Here is a 16,926-nt window from a genome sequence, read left to right on the forward strand (position 1 = left end):
GCTCAACCGATGACGTCGAAGTCGGCGCCGAGCTGGTCGAGCTTGGCGAAGAACTTCTCGTAGCCGCGACGGATGATCCCGACGTTGCGCACGACCGACTCCCCCTCGGCGGCCAGGGCCGCGATCACGTAGCTGTACCCGCCGCGGAGGTCGGGCACGACGACGTCCGCCCCGTGGAGCGGGGTCGGGCCGTTGATCACGGCGGCCTGCTCCAGGGCACGGCGCGGGACGCGCCGCCCCGGCGCGTCGATGCCGTCACGGTGCACGACGATGTCGGCGCCCATGAGGTTCAGCGCCTCGGTGAAGCCGAGCCGGTTCTCGTACACGGTCTCGTGCACGGTCGACTCGCCCTCGGCCTGGGTGAGCGCGACGATGAGCGGCTGCTGCCAGTCCGTCATGAAGCCGGGGTGCACGTCGGTCTCGACGACGACCGGCTTCAGCGCACCGCCGCGGCGGAACTGGATGCCGTCCTCTCGGACATCGAACCAGCCGCCGGCCTTGCGGAACACGTTGAGGAACGTCAGCATCTCCTGCTGGCGCGCACCGCCGACGAAGATGTCGCCGTCGGTCGCGAGTGCCGCGCACGCCCACGAAGCGGCTTCGTTGCGGTCGAAGATCGCGCGGTGGTCGTAGCCGCGCAGCGAGTCGACGCCCTCGATGAAGATGACGCGGTTCGGCTCGTACGAGATGATCGCGCCCATCTTCTGGAGCACCGCGATGAGGTCCATGATCTCGGGCTCGATGGCGGCGTTGCGCAGCTCGGTCACGCCCTTGGCGCGCACCGCGGTCAACAGGACCTGCTCGGTGGCGCCGACGCTCGGGTACGGCAGCTCGATGTTCGCGCCGTGCAGCCCGTTGGGGGCGGTGATGCGGATGCCCTCGTAGCTCTTGTCGACCACGGCGCCGAAGGCGCGCAGCGCGTCCATGTGGAAGTTGATCGGGCGGTCCCCGATGCGGCAGCCGCCGAGATCGGGGATGAGCGCCTCGCCGAGCAGGTGCAGCAGCGGCCCGCAGAACAGGATCGGGATGCGGGAGGCCCCGGCGTGCGCGTCGATCTCTTCGAAGTGCGCGGCCACGGCCCCGCTCGGGTCGAGGTGGATCGTGCCCTCCTCCTCGCCGTCCACGACACGGACGCCGTGGACCTCGAGGAGCGAGCGGACCACCTGGACGTCGCTGATGTCGGGGACGTCGCGCAGCACACTGGCCGTCTCACCGAGGAGCGCTGCGACCATCGCCTTGGTGACGAGGTTCTTGGCGCCCTTGACCTCGACGCGGCCCGTCAGGGGCCGGCCGCCGCGGATGGCGAGGATTTCACCGGTCACTTCCTGTTCTCCCGCTTCGACAGTGGTGCTTTCGCTTGCGGCGACGTTCAGGAGCGGCTTCATCCGGTGGTCCTCACTTGGTGTGCAGAGGGGGCTTGCGACGGTCGGGCGCCCGGGGTGTGGGCGCCCGGCCCGGGTCACGGAACGGGAAGCGTCCGCGGCCGCCACGCCTCTCGGCGAGCCTCGAACTGCGCGATCTTGTCTGCGTCGCGCAGTGTGAGCCCGATGTCGTCGAGCCCTTCGAGAAGCCGCCACCTAGTGTAATCGTCGATCTCGAAAGGGATCTCCAGCGCGCCGATCCGCGCGGTGCGGGCCCCGAGGTCGACAGTCATCGACACGCCCGGATCCGCCTCGACGGCGGCCCACGCGGCCTCGAGATCGGCCTCGGAGATCACCCCGGCGACCAGTCCCTGCTTGCCCGCGTTCCCGCGGAAGATGTCGGCGAAGCGCGGGCTCAGCACCACTTTGAATCCGAAGTCGCGCAGCGCCCACACCGCGTGCTCGCGGCTCGAGCCGGTGCCGAAGTCCGGGCCTGCGATGAGGATGCTCGCGCCCGCGTACGCCGGCTGGTTGAGCACGAACTCGGGGTCCTGTCGCCAGTTGGCGAACAGCGCGTCCTCGAAGCCGGTCTTGGTGACCCGCTTCAGGTACACGGCGGGGATGATCTGGTCGGTGTCGACCGCGGAGCGCTTCAGCGGCGCGGCGATGCCGGTGTGCGTCGTGAACTTCTCCATGTCAGACCTCCGAATCGACTGCGGCCGCGACGGGCGCGGGAAGATCGCCCGGGCTCGCGAGGCGGCCCATGACCGCGGTGGCGGCGGCGACGAGCGGCGAGACGAGGTGCGTGCGGCCGCCCTTGCCCTGGCGGCCCTCGAAGTTGCGGTTGCTCGTGGAGGCGCAGCGCTCCCCTGGTGCGAGCTGGTCGGGGTTCATGCCCAGGCACATCGAGCAGCCGGCGAACCGCCACTCGGCCCCGAACTCGACGAAGACCTTGTCGAGGCCCTCGGCCTCGGCCTCGAGCCGGACGCGCGCCGACCCCGGGACGACCATGACGCGCACGCCGTCAGCCTTCTTGCGCCCCTCGATGACCGAGGCGAACGCGCGGAGGTCCTCGATGCGGCTGTTCGTGCACGAGCCCATGAAGACGGCGTCGACCGGCACGGCCTTGAGGGGGGTGCCGGGCACGAGGTCCATGTACTCGAGGGCGCGCTCGGCGGCGGCGCGCTCGTTCGGGTCGGCGAAGTCGTCGGGCGAGGGGACGGACGCGCTCAGCGAGACGCCCTGACCCGGGTTGGTGCCCCATGTCACGAACGGCTCGAGCTCGGCGGCGTCGAGGAAGACCTCGGCGTCGTAGACGGCGCCCTCGTCGCTGGGGAGCGTACGCCAATAGGCGACGGCGTCTTCCCAGTCCTGACCGGTCGGGGCGTGCTCACGCCCCTTCACGTACGCGAACGTGGTCTCGTCGGGGGCGACCATCCCGGCGCGGGCGCCGGCCTCGATCGACATGTTGCAGATCGTCATGCGGCCCTCCATCGAGAGGGACCGGATCGCGCTGCCGCGGAACTCGAGCACGTAGCCCTGCCCGCCGTTCGCACCGATCTTGGCGATGATCGCCAGCACGATGTCCTTCGCGGAGACGCCGGGCTTCAGCTCGCCCTCGACCGTGATCGCCATGGTCTTGAAGGGCTTCAGCGGCAGAGTCTGCGTCGCGAGCACGTGCTCGACCTCGCTGGTGCCGATGCCGAAGGCCATGGCGCCGAACGCGCCGTGCGTCGAGGTGTGGGAGTCGCCGCAGACCACGGTGATGCCCGGCATGGTGAGACCCAGCTGCGGGCCGACCACGTGGACGATGCCCTGCTCCTTGTCACCCAGCGAGTGCAGGCGCACGCCGAACTCCGCGGCGTTGCGACGCAGCGTCTCGATCTGCGTGCGGCTCGTGAGGTCGGCGATCGGCTTGTCGATGTCGAGCGTCGGGGTGTTGTGGTCCTCGGTCGCGATCGTCAGGTCGAGGCGCCGCACCGGGCGGCCCTCCGCCCGCAGGCCGTCGAAGGCCTGGGGGCTGGTGACCTCGTGCACCAGGTGCAGGTCGATGTAGATCAGGTCCGGCTGACCGTCCTCGCCGCGGACGACGACGTGGTCGTCCCACACCTTCTCGGCGAGGGTACGGGGACGGTCGGGGATGCCGGATGCATCGGTCGTGCTCATTGCTAGTCGTTCTCCTCTGTGGGACTGCGCCCGAAAGGGGTGGGGCCCGCGACGAACTCCGCGACGAGGGAGGCCTGGGGACTAGGACTCGTCGCGGCCGCTAAGGAGAAGGCGAGCGATCCGCACGTGCCCAGGCTACCACCGCCGAATCGGGCACCCGTGCCGCCGCCGTCATCTGCCGTCTCCCCGGCGCCTCTCGCGCCTCGGACCGCCGACGACGGTCGGCGGTCCGAGGGATACGGCTGAGGAAGGAGATCAGCGAGCGTCGTCCGAACGGGGCTGATCGACCGTGGGCGGGGTGCCCTTCTCGTCCGCCACGACGGCGGCCGCGGCATCCGCGTTCGGCATCTTCTTCTCCCGTGCGGAGGCGACGAGGCTCGCCACCGTCGCCACGAGCATCGAGACGACGATGACGCCGAGCGACATCCAGGTCGAGATCTCGGGAGCCCATTCGATCGGCTCGCCGCCGTTGATGAACGGCAGCTCGTTGACGTGCATCGCGTGGAACACGAGCTTCAGACCGATGAAGGCGAGGATGAACGCGATGCCGTAGTGCAGGTACCGCAGGCGGTCGAGCAGATCGCCGAGCAGGAAGTAGAGCTGGCGCAGGCCCATGAGCGCGAAGATGTTCGCCGTGAACACGATGAACGCGCTCTGGGTGATGCCGAAGATCGCGGGGATCGAGTCGATCGCGAAGAGCAGGTCCGTGACGCCGATCGCCGCGAACACGATGATCATCGGCGTCCACATCTTCTTGCCGTCGACGATCGTTCGGATCTTCGCGCCGTCGTAGTGGTCGCTGATGTCGATCGTGCGGCGGAGCATGCGCACGACGAAGTTCTCCTGCTTCACGTCGGAGTCGTGGTCGCCGCCCGGGAAGGCCTGACGCCAGGCCGTCCACACCAGGAACGCGCCGAAGATGTAGAAGACCCAGCTGAACTCCTCGATCACGGCGGCGCCGACCATGATGAAGATGCCGCGCAGCACGAGGGCGATGATGATGCCCACCATCAGCACTTCCTGCTGATACCGCCGCGGCACCGCGAACTGGCTCATGATCAGCACGAAGACGAAGAGGTTGTCGATCGAGAGGCTGTACTCGGTGAGCCAGCCGGCGACGAACTGGCCGGCGTACTCGGGCCCCGCCACGATCCACATGATCCCGGCGAAGATCAGCGCGAGGGTCACGTAGAAGACGACCCACAGCGTCGACTCGCGCGTCGAGGGGATGTGCGGCCGCTTGAGGATCAGCAGCAGGTCCGCGACCAGGATCAGGGTGAGGATCACGAGGGATCCGATTTCGAACCACAGGGGGAGTTCGAGGTCCATTCAGGGCCTTTCGAAGGGGCGATCGGGGTCGGTGGAATCCGAAAGTCTCTCCCCCGCCGGCCGATCGGCCCGCGGCGCGCACCCGGGGTCGCTCGGTCGGGACCCGTGATGACGGATGCGCGGTGTCGGGATACTCCCTCTCGCTCGCAACAGAATACAGCCTCCGGGGTGCTGCGATCGGCCCCTGTGAGACGATCCCGGCGGTGCGGACACTGACACCGTGAGAGACAATTCGGAGGATGGGGATGACGGGCGAGGACCTGCCGGGCGACGCCGAACTCGTGGTGCTGGCTGCGGGCGGGAGCGAGCACGCCTTCCGCACGCTGTACCGGGCGTATGTGCGTCCGGTGTACTGGCTCGCCCACGGGCTCGTGGGCAACCCGGCCGACGCCGAGGAGGTCACGCAGGAGACGTTCCTCGTCGCGTGGCGCAAGCTCCCCGGCCTCGAACTCGCCGGCGACTCCCTGCTCCCCTGGCTCGCGACGATCTGCCGGTTCCAGTCCGCGAACCGCGTACGCCGGCAGCGGCGCGACCGCGAGCACACCGCTGCGGCCGCCGACGAGACGCTGCCCTCGACCGTCGACGTCGAGCAGCAGGTGATCGACGACCGGCTCGCAGAGGCGATCCTGAACGAGGTCGCGGTGCTGGGCGAGCTGGATCGCGCCATTTTCCGGCTGTGCGCGACCGAGGGCTACGCCTACCAGGCCGCCGCCGACGAGCTCGGCGTCGCGCACGGCGTCGTCCGCAACCGTCTCTCCCGCATCCGCACACGCCTGCGGACCGTCGTGAAGGAGAGCACATGAGCACCCAGCACCCGGGTTCCGGGACCCCCGGCCCCGACTCCCCCGCACCCGAGACTGCGGCTCGCCTGCCCGAACTCAGCGCCGAGCGCATCGACGAGATCGAGGACGCGCTCTTCGCCGACATCGCGCGCGAGCGCAGCCGGCAGTCCGCGCGGAGCGTGCGACGAGGCCGCCTCTGGATCGCCGGTGGCGCCGCCGCGGCTGTCATCGCCGTCGCGGCCGTGATCGCCCCGTCGGTGGGCTCGCTGGTCAGCACCTCCGGCGGCACCGGCGAGGAGTCCGCGGTGGCACCCGTCGCCCCGGCCGATTCGTACTCCACGAACTCGTCGGGGGCCGACACGCGCGAGTCCGGCCCCCTCACCGTCGTGCCGGGAGCGGGCGACACGTCCGGCGCCGAAGACGCCGCGGGAGCCGCCGGCGCCGCCGCGGCCGACCGCGACATCATCACGACGGCCTCTGCCACGGTCACCGCCGACGACGTGGGGGCGGCCACGCGCGCCGTCGCGAACTCCGCGGTCGCCCACGACGGCTATGTCGAGTCGATGAGCGTCGGCAGCAACGGCGCCGTCTACCCGGTCCGTCCCGCCGACGGCGGCATCGTCTACGACACCATGCCCTCCCCGTACCCGACCGACGGCGCCTGGATCACGGTCCGCGTTCCCGCCGACCAGCTGCAGAGCGTCGTGGACGAGCTCGACGACGTGGGCGAGGTGACGGCGACCACCCTGTCCCGTCAGGACGTCACCGAGCAGACCGTGGACCTCCAGGCGCGCATCGACGCCGCGCAGGCCTCCGTGGACCGTCTCACCGAGCTCATGGGCCAGGCGCAGAGCGTCGCGGATCTCATCGCGGCGGAATCGGCGCTGTCGGAGCGCCAGGCCACGCTGGAGTCCTACCAGCAGCAGCTCGAGATGCTCGACGACCAGGTCGCCATGTCGACGCTGTCTGTCACGGTCGTCCCCGAGGTCGAGCCGGTGACCGCCGATCCCGCCGGGTTCGGCGACGGCCTCGCCGCCGGCTGGAACGGTCTCGTCGCGACGCTCAACGGCATCGTCGTCGCGCTCGGCTTCCTCCTGCCGTGGCTCGCCGTGGCGGCCGTGATCGCGTTCTTGGTGTGGGGAGCCGTCCGGCTGGTCCGCAATCGTCGCCGTCGGCGGATGGATGCTGCGACCCCGCCTCCCTCGTCGGTCGACGCCGAGCGCTGAACGACGAAGAGCCCCCGGGTCCTGGTGGACTCGGGGGCTCTGTCGCGTGTGTGACCCCAGCGGGATTCGAACCCGCGTTACCGCCGTGAGAGGGCGGCGTACTAGGCCGCTATACGATGGGGCCGTACAGCGCGCCGCAACCGAGGTTGCGACGTTGTTGCCTGACTGGTGACCCCAGCGGGATTCGAACCCGCGTTACCGCCGTGAGAGGGCGGCGTACTAGGCCGCTATACGATGGGGCCATTCAGGCAACCGTTCGATTATGCCACGGGCCTCGTGCCCTCTCCAAATCGACACGGGTATCGGCGCGCCGCCGGTGTTCGCTTGCTCCGGCGCCGCCGGAACGCTTGACTCGACGCATGCGAGTCACGAAGTTCGAGCACGCCACCCTGACCCTCGTCGACACCGGCCGCACGCTGATCATCGATCCGGGATCGTTCACCGCCCCGCTCGGCGAACTCGAGGGAGTCGTCGCGATCGTCATCACGCACGAGCACGCCGACCACTGGACGCCCGATCACCTGGACCGCATCCTCGGGACCTTCCCGGGGACGCCGATCTTCGCGCCCGAGGGCGTGTCGAAGGCGGCCGCCGGCTACGACATCACGATCGTGCACCCGGGCGACGTCGTCGAGGTCGAGCCGTTCCGCCTCGAGTTCTTCGGCGGCCGGCACGCCGTGATCCACGAGTCGATCCCGGTCGTCGACAACGTCGGAGTGCTCGTGAACGACGACTTCTACTACCCCGGCGACTCGTACGCGGTGCCGAAGGGCCGGAAGGTGAAGCTCCTGGCATCGCCGGTCGGCGCCCCGTGGCTCAAGATCGGCGAGGCGATGGACTTCGTGCTCGCCGTCGCGCCGCGGCGCGTCTTCGGCACCCACGACATGACCCTGTCGGTCGCCGGTCGCGACATGGGCCGCGTGCGCCTGGGCTGGGCGGCCGAGCAGGACGGCGGGAAGCTCGTCATGCTCAACCCCGGGGACAGCACCGACATCTGATCCGGGGATGCGGGGCGACCCCGCAGGACGCGGACGACGGATGCCGCGGCAGCTTCGATCCGCGGCATCCGTCGTCACCTCCTTCGGGGCTTACTGGGCGTCGAGGTCCGTCTCGAGCAGGGCGACCAGGGCGTCGAGCGCCTCTTCGGCGCCGTCGCCGTCGGCCTTGAGCGTCACGACGGTCCCCTGCGAGGCACCGAGGCCCATCAGCGACAGGATGCTGCCGGCGTTGAGGTCGGCACCGCCCTCGACCGCGATCGTGACCGGGACGGACTGCGCCTGCACGGCCTGCACGAAGAGCTTCGCGGGGCGGGCGTGGAGTCCCGAGCTGCTGGCGATGGTGGCCTGACGTTCTGCCATGGTTCTCTCCTGTCTGTGTCGGACCTCGGCGGTCGACGCTTCCGATTCTGGCGGACGACGACCTCAGGCCGCCACGGGTACGCGCGCTTCGGCCTCTTCGAGCTCCTTCGGGGCGATCCACTTCTTGAGGGCGATCACCGTGAGTGCCGAGACGACCGTGCCCGCCGCGAGGGCGATCAGGAAGCCCCAGATCGGGTTGATCGCGAAGAGGACGAAGATGCCGCCGTGAGGAGCCAGGGACTCGACCGCGAACGCCATGCTCAGCGCACCGGTGACCGCGCCGCCCGCCATCATCGCCGGGATGACGCGCAGCGGGTCGGCCGCCGCGAACGGGATCGCGCCCTCGCTGATGAACGCCGCACCGAGCAGCCACGCCGCCTTGCCGTTCTCGCGCTCGACCGGCGGGAACATGTTGCGCGCCAGCACGGTCGACGCGAGCGCCATCGCGAGCGGCGGGACCATTCCGGCGGTCATGACCGCCGCCATGATCAGGTACGGCGTGGTGTTCTCCGCCGAGGCCGAGGCGAGGCCCGCGACGGCGAACGCGTAGGCGACCTTGTTCACCGGACCGCCGAGATCGAAGCACATCATGAGGCCGAGGATCACGCCGACGAGGATGATCGCGCCCGTTGCGGCGAGGCCCGTGAGCCAGTCGTTCAGGCCGACCATGAGAGTCGCGATGGGCCGGCCCAGGAACAGGATCATGAGGCCGGACGCGACGATCGACGCCAGGAGCGGGATGATCACGACCGGCATCAGGCCGCGCAGCCAGCGCGGAGCGTTGAGGCGTCCGATCCACCAGGCAACGAACCCGGCGAGCAGACCGCCGATGATGCCGCCGATGAAGCCGGCCCCCATCAGCGCTGCGATCGCGCCGGCGACGAACCCGGGAGCGATGCCGGGGCGATCCGCGATGGCGAAGGCGATGTAGCCCGCCAGCGCCGAGACCAGGAAGCCCATCGAGGTCACGCCGATCACGTAGAACACCGACCCGAAGTACTGTGCGAGCCCGCCGTCGGGAAGCGCCCACAGCGCGTTGTCGGTGATGACGGTGAACGCCGCGCCGTCGGCGTTGACGTTGACGCCGCCGATGAGGAAGCCCAGCGCGATGAGCAGACCGCCGCCAGCGACGAACGGGATCATGTAGCTGACACCGGTGAGGAGGATGCGCTGGATGCGGGCACCCCACGACATCGTCTCGGCCGGAGCAGCCGACACGACGTCGGCGTCGCCGCCGACGCGGGTGGCCGACGGGTCGTGCGCGGCGACGACGGCCTCTGCGATCAGCTGATCGGGCTGCTCGATCCCGCGCTTGACACCCGAGCGCACGACGGGCTTTCCGGCGAACCGCTGGGGCTCTCGCACGTCGACGTCGGTCGCGAAGATCACGGCGTCGGCGTTGCGGATGACGTCGGCGGGAAGCGCCTGGTAGCCGCTCGATCCCTGCGGCTCGACGACCAGGTCGATGCCGGCCTTCTTGCCGGCGGCGGTGAGGGCGTCGGCCGCCATGAACGTGTGGGCGATGCCGGTCGCGCACGCCGTCACCGCGACGACGCGGGCGGGCCGGCCGTCGACGTCGAGGCCGGCCGCGGCCGGTGCAGCCGTCGCGGCAGCGGCGGGTGCCGCGGGCGCGGCCTCCCGCTCGCCGATCGCCGTCTGCACGATGGCGACGACGTCGTCGTCGGTCGCGGCGGCGCGCAGTCCCGACGTGAAGTCCTCCTGCATGAGGCTGCGCGCGAGCTTCGAGAGCACCGCGAGATGCGCTTCTGCGGCGTCGGCCGGGGCGGCGATGAGGAAGACGAGGTCAGCGGCACCGTCGGGCGCGCCGAAGTCGACGCCCGGGTTCAGCCGGGCGAAGGCGAGGGACGGCGTCGTCACCGCGGCGCTCTTCGCGTGCGGGATGGCGATGCCGCCGGGAAGCCCGGTCTCGTCCTTCTCCTCGCGCGCCCACGCGTCGGCGTAGAGCGCCTCGGCGTCGGTCGCGCGGCCCTGCGCGACGACGCGCGCGGCGAGCGAGCGGATGACAGCGGCCTTGTCGGCGCCCAGTGGGACGTCGAGGCTGACCAGGCCTGGGGTGATGGTGTCGGACACGGTGACCTCCTGCGGTCGTGGGGTGGGGTTCAGGCGAGACGCGTGACGGGCACGTCGCCCGTCGGCAGGTCTGCGGGAGCCGGCGCTTTGGTGCCGGGGAGGGATGCTGCGGCCGACCCGTACCGGACTGCAAGGCGCAGCCGCTCGCCCTGGTCGGCGCCGCGGGTCGCTGCGAGCACGTAGCCGGCGAGCGAGCTGTCGCCCGCGCCGACGGTGCTCACGACCTGGATCGGCGGCGGCGTGGCCGCCCAGGCGCCGTCGGCATCGACGAGCATCGCGCCGCACGCACCGAGTGTGACGAGGGCGGCGCGCACACGGGTGGGCACGAGCGCGCGGGCCACGTCGAGCACGGACTGCGGGTCTCTGCCATCGATCGCGACGCCCGCGAGCTCGGCGAGCTCTTCGTCGTTCGGCTTGATGAGATCGGGCATGCCGTCGGCGACGACCGCGCCGAGGGCCGGGCCCGAGGTGTCGACCGCGATAAGCGGCGCGTCCGCGCCGTGGGCCCGGCGCACGGCGCGGATGACACGCACGTAGAAGTCCTCGGCGACGCCGGGAGGCAGCGACCCCGCCAGCACCAGCCAGCGTGCATCGACGGATGCGGCGACCACCGCGTCGACGACGGCCGAGACCTCGTCCGCCGACAGCTCGGCACCCGGGAGGTTGAGCTTCGTCGTGACGCCGGCGGGATCGGTGATCGCGATGTTCGCGCGGACGTTGCCCCGGACCGGAACCCGGCGCGCGTCGAGGGCGGCGGCGCGCAGTGCGGCATCGAAGGGATCGCCCGGCGCGAGCGGCAGCACGGCGGCGCAGTCCTCGCCGGCCGCGGCGATCGCGCGGGCGACGTTGATGCCCTTTCCGCCCGCGTCCTCGCGTGCCGACGCGGCGCTCTGCACATCGCCGACCTGCAGCGGGGCGGGCAGCATCACGGTGCGGTCGAGCGACGGGTTGGCGGTGAGCGTCACGATCATGAGAGCCAGATCTCCACATCGGCGTCCGCGAGCGCGGACGCGAGTTCAGCGTCGGGTGCAGCATCCGTCACCAGCACGTCGATGTCGGACAGCGGCGCGAAGCCGACGAGCAGCTCGGCGCCCAGCTTCTCGGCGTCGGCCACGACGACCACCCGGCACGCCGACTCGACGATGGCGCGCTTGACGGCGGCCTCATCGGGATCGGGCGTGCTGAGCCCGAAGGTCGCCGAGACGCCGTTGGTGCCGATGAACGCGACGTCGGGACGCAGCGCGCCGATCGCGCGCACGGTGTCGGCGCCGACGGCCGCGGCGGTGAGGCCGCGCACCCGCCCGCCAACCAGCGAGAGCGAGGCGCCGGGAACGCCGGCCAGGGTGTTGCCCAGCGTGAGCGAGTGCGTCACGACCTCGATCCGCGCGGTCGCGAGGCGCGGGATCAGCGCCGAGGCAACGGCCGCGGTGGTGGTGCCGGCGTCGAGGAAGACGGACCCGGTGAAGTCGGCGCCGAGCGCGTCGAGGGCGCGCCGGCCGATGGCGGCCTTGGCGCTGCCGTGGTGCTGGAGTCGCTCGGCGAGGGAGGGCTCACGCGTGCTGGCGCGCTCGCGGCTCACCGCTCCCCCGTGCACGCGCCGCAGCGCGCCCGCCGACTCGAGATGGTCGAGGTCGCGGCGGATGGTCTCGGTCGTGACGTCGAACCGCTCGGCGAGCTCGACGACGCTCACGCGGCTCTGTGCGGCCAGCAGGAGCTCGATCTGCTCGTGGCGCTCCGTCGCGTACATGTGGACAACCCTCCGTTGGATTCCCACACATTACAACACGTTCCAACATGAACACAAGAGAGTAGCTTCGTACAATGCCCGACAAGCCCGCCGCCGAGGTCTCGATCGACGCCACACTCATCCGCAGGCTGCTCGCCGCGCAGGCCGCCGACACGATCCCCGACGCCGGGGACCTCCCGCTGCGCAAGGTGGCCGAGGGCTGGGACAGCGAGGTGTGGCGGCTCGGCACCCAGCACGCCGTACGGCTCCCCCGCCGTGCCATGGCCGCGCCGCTGGTGCTCCACGAGCAGGCGGTCCTCCCGGGCGTAGCCACGCGGCTCGCACCGCTGAGCGTGCGCGTTCCCGCACCGCTGGTCGCCGGCGTCGCGAGCAGCGGCTATCCCTGGGCATGGTCGGTCGTTCCGTGGATCGACGGCATGAGCGCGCTCGACCAGTCGCCCGCCGAACGCGGCGTGTGGGCCGGCACGCTGGCCCGCGCCCTCATGGCGCTGCACACGGATGCGCCGGTCGACCACCCGGTCAATCCGTTCCGCGGCGTTCCCCTCGCCGCCCGCGCGGACGCCGTCGAGGAGCGGCTGCAGTCACTGCGCGGCGGCCTCCTCGACGACGAGTCGGCCGATGCCCTGCACGCGGTGTGGCGCGCCGGCCTCCGGGCGGAGCCCTGGGATCACGGGCCGGTCTGGATCCACGGCGACCTCCACCCGGGCAACCTCGTCGCGAACGAGGGCGCACTCGCGGGGATCATCGACTTCGGCGACGTCACCGCCGGCGACCCCGCCTACGACCTGGCCGTCGCGTGGCTCGCATTCGACCCGGCCGGGCGTGAGCGCTTCATCGCCGCGACCGGCGCACGGTACGACGCCGGCACATGGGTCCGCGCCCGGGCGTGGGCGGCCGCCGTCGTGCTCATACTGCTGGCCCACAGCGACGACAATCCCGCCTACTTCGCGCTGGGACGGGATGCTGCGACCGAGGTCGTCGCTAAGGCATGAGGCCGCGGCATCCATCGTGGGAGAAAACGAAAAACCCCCGCTCAGCGGGGGTTTCTTCGTTGGCTGGGGTACCTGGACTCGAACCAAGAACAACTGAACCAGAATCAGCCGTGTTGCCAATTACACCATACCCCAAGGCGTTTCCGCCGAAGCGGTGCCGAGGATAGAGTCTACGTCACCCCGGCACCTGCTCCAAACCGAGCAGTCACCCGCGCGCGTCGAGCAGTGCTCCGAGGCGGCGGATCGACTCGGACTTGCCGAGCAGCTCCATCGATTCGAAGAGCGGCGGCGACACCCGGCGGCCGCTCAGCGCGACGCGCAGCGGTCCGTAGGCCACGCGGGGCTTGAGGCCGAGACCGCCCTCCTCCACCGGCGAGATCAGGGCGCCGGCGAGGGCGTCCTGCACCGCGGCGGCGGTGAACTCGGTATCGGGCACCAGCTCGAGCGCGCCGACCGAGGCGACCAGCACCTCGTTCGCGTTGGCGGGGAGCGACGCGAGGGCGTCGTCCTGATACGCGACGACGTCGGAGAACAGGAAGCCGAGCAGGCCCGGCGCGTCGCCGAGCAGCTGCATGCGCTCCTGCACGAGCGGCGCGGCCGCGACGAGCATCGCCTGCTGCGCGGGCGTCGGCTCCGCGTCGACCACCCCGGCCGCGGCCAGGTACGGCACCAGCCGGTCGGCGAAATCGCCGGGCTGCAGCATCCGGATGTGGTCGCCGTTGATCGACTCAGCTTTCTTCTGGTCGAAGCGGGCGGGGTTCGGGTTGACGTCGACGATGTCGAACGCCGCCACGAGCTCCTCGAGCGAGAAGACGTCGCGGTCGGGGCCGATCGACCAGCCGAGGAGCGCGAGGTAGTTGAGCAGACCCTCGTGGATGAAGCCCTTGTCGCGCTGCAGGAAGAGGTCGGCCTTCGGGTCGCGCTTGGAGAGCTTCTTGTTGCCTTCCTCGCCCAGCACGAGCGGCATGTGCGCGAAGCGCGGGATGAACGTCGTGACGCCGGCATCCACCAGGGCGCTGTAGAGCGCGAGCTGCCGCGCGGTCGAGGGCATGAGGTCCTCGCCGCGGATGACGTGAGTGATGCCCATCAGCGCGTCGTCGACGGGGTTCACGAAGGGGTACAGCGGCACGCCGCCCGCGCGCACGAGCACGAAGTCGGGGAACGAACCCGCGGGGAACGTGACCTCGCCGCGGATGAGGTCGACGTAGGTGAGGTCCTCGTCGGGCACGCGCAGGCGCCAGGCGGGCTCGCGGCCCTCGCCGCGGAACGCGGCCTTCTGCTCGTCGGTGAGGTCGCGGTCGAAGTTGTCGTAGCCGAGCTGCTTCGCGCGGCCGTTCGCCTCGTTGCGGGCGTCGATCTCTTCGGCGGTGGAGTAGCTCTCGTACACGGCGCCCGCGGCGACGAGCTTGTCGAGCACCTCGCGATAGATGTGGTGGCGCTGCGACTGGCGGTACGGGGCGTGCGGGCCGCCGACCTCGACGCCCTCGTCCCAGTCGATCTTGAGCCAGCGGAGGGCGTCGAGCAGCTGGTGGTAGCTCTCCTCGCTGTCGCGCGCCGCATCGGTGTCTTCGATGCGGAACACCAGCTTGCCGCCGGTGTGACGCGCGTACGCCCAGTTGAACAGCACCGTGCGGATGAGACCGACGTGCGGAAGACCCGTCGGCGAGGGGCAGAACCGGACGCGGACGTCGGTGCCGGTGGCAGTCGTGGTGCGGGGATCAGGCGAAGAAGACATCGCCCGTAAGTCTAGTTGCGGGATGCTGCGCCGCCGGGCTCGTCCGCGGCGCCGGCGATGAGCCGCGCGAGGGCATCGAGAGTGGCACGCACGGCCGGCACGCGGTCGGCGCCGCGCGCGGTCACGGTGTGGATGCGCCGCTGCTCCCCCGCCGGCAGTGGCACCACGGCGACGCCCGGCAGCTGCGGGAAGGACTCGACCGCCATGCGCGGCAGCGTCGCGACGCCGATCCCCTGCGCGACGAGCCCCTCGACGGCGACGAAGTTGTCGGTCTCGAACGCGATCCGGGGCGCGAACCCGGCGCGCCCGCACAGCTCGAGCAGGTGGCCGCGGCAGCGCGGGCAGCCGGCGATCCAGTCGTCGTCGGCGAGCGTCGCGACCTCGAGCGTGCCGGTGGCCGCTGCGGGGTGCCCGACGGGCAGCACGGCGAGCAGTTCGTCGGCGCCGACGGTGTGCACGGCGAGCCCGCGCGCGCTGGAGCCGTGCGGGTCGTCGCGATCGCCGGGGTAGCTGAAGGTGAGCGCGATGTCGGTGCGGTCCTCGCGCACGGCTTCGACGGCCTCGGGCGGTTCGGCCTCGACGTACGTGAGGGAGATTCCCGGATGCCGCTGCGCGAGGTCCGCGAGGAGCCGCGGCACGATCGTGGGCGACGCGGACGGGAAGCCGACCAGCCGCACACGTGCGGAGCGGAGGCCCCGGAGCTCAGCGAGCTCGCCGGCCGCAGCATCCAATGCCGTCGTCACCACCGTGGCGTGGCGCGCGAGGATACGGCCGGCGTCGGTGAGGCGTACGCTCCGGCCCACCCGTTCGACGAGCGCCACGCCGACGCGCTGTTCGAGCCGCTTCAGCTGCTGGCTCACCGCCGGCTGGCTGTAGCCGAGGGCGAGCGCGGCCGCCGTGATCGAGCCCTCGTCGGCGATCGCCTTGACGACCCGCAGCTCGCGCGCGTCGAAGCCGGGATCCTCGTCCCACGCGTCGGTCATGAGTGAATCATAAGCCGCCGTTATGTGAAGCATGAAACACCCGCCGTAGACAGCCGCATTCGCGCGGGGCATCCTGGAGACATGCCGACCATCGCCGCTTCCTCCGGCCTCGCCGCCGCGCGGGGCGAGTTCGACGGCGGCCGCGACTACCTCGCCGCGTGCACCGTGGGCCTGCCGACCCGTGCGACGCGTCGCGCCGTCCTCGCGGACCTCGACGCGTCAGCCGCCGGGCGACCCGACCTCGCCGCGTACTGCGCGGCCGTCGAGCGCTCGCGGGCGCTGTTCGCGTCGCTCGTCGGAGTGGGAGCCGAGCGCGTGGCCATCGGCTCGCAGACCTCGGTGGCCGCGGGCATGGTGGCGTCGGCACTCCCCCACGGCGCGGAGGTGCTCGTCCCCGAGGGCGAGTTCTCGTCCCTCGTGCTGCCGTTCGTGCACTCCGGGCGGGGGCTCGTGGTGCGCACGGCACCGCTGGCGGACCTGGCCGCGCATGTGCGGCCGTCGACGACGCTCGTCGCCTTCTCGATCGTGCAGTCGGCCACCGGAGAGGTGGCGGATGCCGCGGCCATCGCCGCCGCGGCGGCCGCGCACGACGCGCTCACGCTGTGCGATGCGACCCAGGCGGTCGGCTGGCTGCGGGTCGAGGCATCCCTCTTCGATGCCGTCGTGTGCCACGCGTACAAGTGGCTGTGCGCGCCGCGGGGCGTGTCGTTCCTGACCGTGTCGGAGCGGCTCGCCGCACGGATGTCACCGCTCAACGCCGGCTGGTACGCCGGCGACGACCCGTGGTCGTCGTGCTACGGCGCCGAGGTCGAACTCGCCCCCGATGCGCGCCGCTTCGACGTGTCGCCGGCGTGGCAGGCGTTCGTCGGGGCCGCGCCCGCCCTCGAACTGTTCGCCGCCCTCGATCCGGCCGAGCTGTACGCCCACGCGACGGGTCTCGCCGCGGCGTTCCGCACCGGCCTCGGCCTGGCACGTCCTGAGCGGGCGTCGGCCATCGTCACGTGGGACGACCCTGAGGGATGCGACCTTGCGCGGCTCACCGCGGCCGGCATCACGGCGTCGGGCCGGTCGGGCCGCGCGCGGGTGGCGTTCCACGTGTTCAACGACGTCGACGACGTCGACCTCGCGCTCGCGGCGCTGGGTCACTGACCTTCGG

The 16,926-nt window shown here is 71.2% G+C and carries 15 protein-coding genes and 3 tRNA genes; 5 read left to right on the plus strand and 13 right to left on the minus strand.

All coding sequences use genetic code 11. The annotated features are described in order from the left end of the window. Positions 1 to 2: 2 nt before the first annotated feature. The 4 genes from murA to ACFC1I_RS04180 all read right to left on the minus strand — a co-directional run bounded on the left by murA (position 3) and on the right by ACFC1I_RS04180 (position 4,856). Complete coding sequence (gene murA / locus ACFC1I_RS04165; RefSeq protein ID WP_376006583.1) at positions 3 to 1,385, minus strand: UDP-N-acetylglucosamine 1-carboxyvinyltransferase; 1,383 nt, start codon at positions 1,383 to 1,385, stop codon at positions 3 to 5. A gap of 74 nt (positions 1,386 to 1,459) precedes the next feature. Next, a complete protein-coding gene (leuD, locus tag ACFC1I_RS04170) occupies positions 1,460 to 2,056 on the minus strand; it encodes a 3-isopropylmalate dehydratase small subunit (RefSeq protein ID WP_376006584.1) in 597 nt (198 codons plus the stop codon). 1 nt (position 2,057) lies between these two features. Beyond that, positions 2,058 to 3,527 (minus strand): 3-isopropylmalate dehydratase large subunit, encoded by a 1,470-nt coding sequence (leuC, locus tag ACFC1I_RS04175; protein ID WP_376006585.1) that lies wholly within the window; start codon positions 3,525 to 3,527, stop codon positions 2,058 to 2,060. A gap of 255 nt (positions 3,528 to 3,782) precedes the next feature. Further along, entirely contained in the window at positions 3,783 to 4,856 is a 1,074-nt protein-coding gene (locus ACFC1I_RS04180; RefSeq protein WP_376006586.1) for a TerC family protein, read from the minus strand. A 245-nt stretch (positions 4,857 to 5,101) separates the two neighbouring features. Between ACFC1I_RS04180 and ACFC1I_RS04185 the strand changes: the two genes are divergently transcribed. Beyond that, positions 5,102 to 5,659: an RNA polymerase sigma factor gene (locus tag ACFC1I_RS04185; protein ID WP_376006587.1), complete on the plus strand. Its 558-nt coding sequence runs from the start codon at positions 5,102 to 5,104 to the stop codon at positions 5,657 to 5,659. Next, entirely contained in the window at positions 5,656 to 6,864 is a 1,209-nt protein-coding gene (locus tag ACFC1I_RS04190; RefSeq protein ID WP_376006588.1) for a DUF4349 domain-containing protein, read from the plus strand. Before ACFC1I_RS04185 ends, ACFC1I_RS04190 begins: the two co-directional genes overlap by 4 nt. Before the next feature lie 51 nt (positions 6,865 to 6,915). Here ACFC1I_RS04190 and ACFC1I_RS04195 read toward each other — a convergent pair. Together ACFC1I_RS04195 and ACFC1I_RS04200 are read right to left on the minus strand one after the other, a co-directional pair. Beyond that, positions 6,916 to 6,988 (minus strand) — tRNA-Glu (locus ACFC1I_RS04195). 42 nt (positions 6,989 to 7,030) lie between these two features. Then, a tRNA-Glu gene (locus ACFC1I_RS04200) sits at positions 7,031 to 7,106 on the minus strand. Positions 7,107 to 7,223: 117 nt separating this feature from the next. On the opposite strand from ACFC1I_RS04200, the gene ACFC1I_RS04205 reads away from it, so the two are divergent. Then, complete coding sequence (locus ACFC1I_RS04205; RefSeq protein ID WP_376006589.1) at positions 7,224 to 7,862, plus strand: MBL fold metallo-hydrolase; 639 nt, start codon at positions 7,224 to 7,226, stop codon at positions 7,860 to 7,862. Positions 7,863 to 7,952: 90 nt separating this feature from the next. Here ACFC1I_RS04205 and ACFC1I_RS04210 read toward each other — a convergent pair whose 3' ends face one another. The 4 genes from ACFC1I_RS04210 to ACFC1I_RS04225 form a co-directional block, all read right to left on the minus strand. Then, positions 7,953 to 8,222: an HPr family phosphocarrier protein gene (locus ACFC1I_RS04210; protein ID WP_308866973.1), complete on the minus strand. Its 270-nt coding sequence runs from the start codon at positions 8,220 to 8,222 to the stop codon at positions 7,953 to 7,955. A 63-nt stretch (positions 8,223 to 8,285) separates the two neighbouring features. Beyond that, positions 8,286 to 10,313 (minus strand): fructose-specific PTS transporter subunit EIIC, encoded by a 2,028-nt coding sequence (locus ACFC1I_RS04215; RefSeq protein WP_376006590.1) that lies wholly within the window; start codon positions 10,311 to 10,313, stop codon positions 8,286 to 8,288. Between the two features lie 29 nt (positions 10,314 to 10,342). Continuing rightward, complete coding sequence (gene pfkB / locus ACFC1I_RS04220) at positions 10,343 to 11,284, minus strand: 1-phosphofructokinase (protein ID WP_376006591.1); 942 nt, start codon at positions 11,282 to 11,284, stop codon at positions 10,343 to 10,345. Further along, positions 11,281 to 12,060, minus strand: a complete 780-nt coding sequence (locus ACFC1I_RS04225) for a DeoR/GlpR family DNA-binding transcription regulator (protein ID WP_376006592.1) — start codon at positions 12,058 to 12,060, stop codon at positions 11,281 to 11,283. The genes pfkB and ACFC1I_RS04225 overlap by 4 nt, the downstream gene beginning before the upstream one ends. 74 nt (positions 12,061 to 12,134) lie before the next feature. Between ACFC1I_RS04225 and ACFC1I_RS04230 the strand changes: the two genes are divergently transcribed. Further along, entirely contained in the window at positions 12,135 to 13,052 is a 918-nt protein-coding gene (locus tag ACFC1I_RS04230; RefSeq protein WP_376006593.1) for an aminoglycoside phosphotransferase family protein, read from the plus strand. A 60-nt stretch (positions 13,053 to 13,112) separates the two neighbouring features. Here ACFC1I_RS04230 and ACFC1I_RS04235 read toward each other — a convergent pair. From ACFC1I_RS04235 to ACFC1I_RS04245, 3 genes are all read right to left on the minus strand, one after another. Then, positions 13,113 to 13,187: transfer RNA gene (locus tag ACFC1I_RS04235), tRNA-Gln, on the minus strand. 70 nt (positions 13,188 to 13,257) lie between these two features. Beyond that, complete coding sequence (gene gltX / locus ACFC1I_RS04240; RefSeq protein WP_376006594.1) at positions 13,258 to 14,787, minus strand: glutamate--tRNA ligase; 1,530 nt, start codon at positions 14,785 to 14,787, stop codon at positions 13,258 to 13,260. A gap of 11 nt (positions 14,788 to 14,798) precedes the next feature. Beyond that, entirely contained in the window at positions 14,799 to 15,770 is a 972-nt protein-coding gene (locus ACFC1I_RS04245; protein ID WP_376006595.1) for a LysR substrate-binding domain-containing protein, read from the minus strand. Positions 15,771 to 15,851: 81 nt separating this feature from the next. Between ACFC1I_RS04245 and ACFC1I_RS04250 the strand changes: the two genes are divergently transcribed. Continuing rightward, positions 15,852 to 16,919, plus strand: coding sequence for an aminotransferase class V-fold PLP-dependent enzyme (locus ACFC1I_RS04250; RefSeq protein WP_376006596.1), 1,068 nt, complete (start codon positions 15,852 to 15,854; stop codon positions 16,917 to 16,919). Positions 16,920 to 16,926: the final 7 nt, after the last annotated feature.

The organism is Microbacterium sp. NPDC056044 (genome assembly GCF_042267145.1).
Classification (GTDB): domain Bacteria; phylum Actinomycetota; class Actinomycetes; order Actinomycetales; family Microbacteriaceae; genus Microbacterium.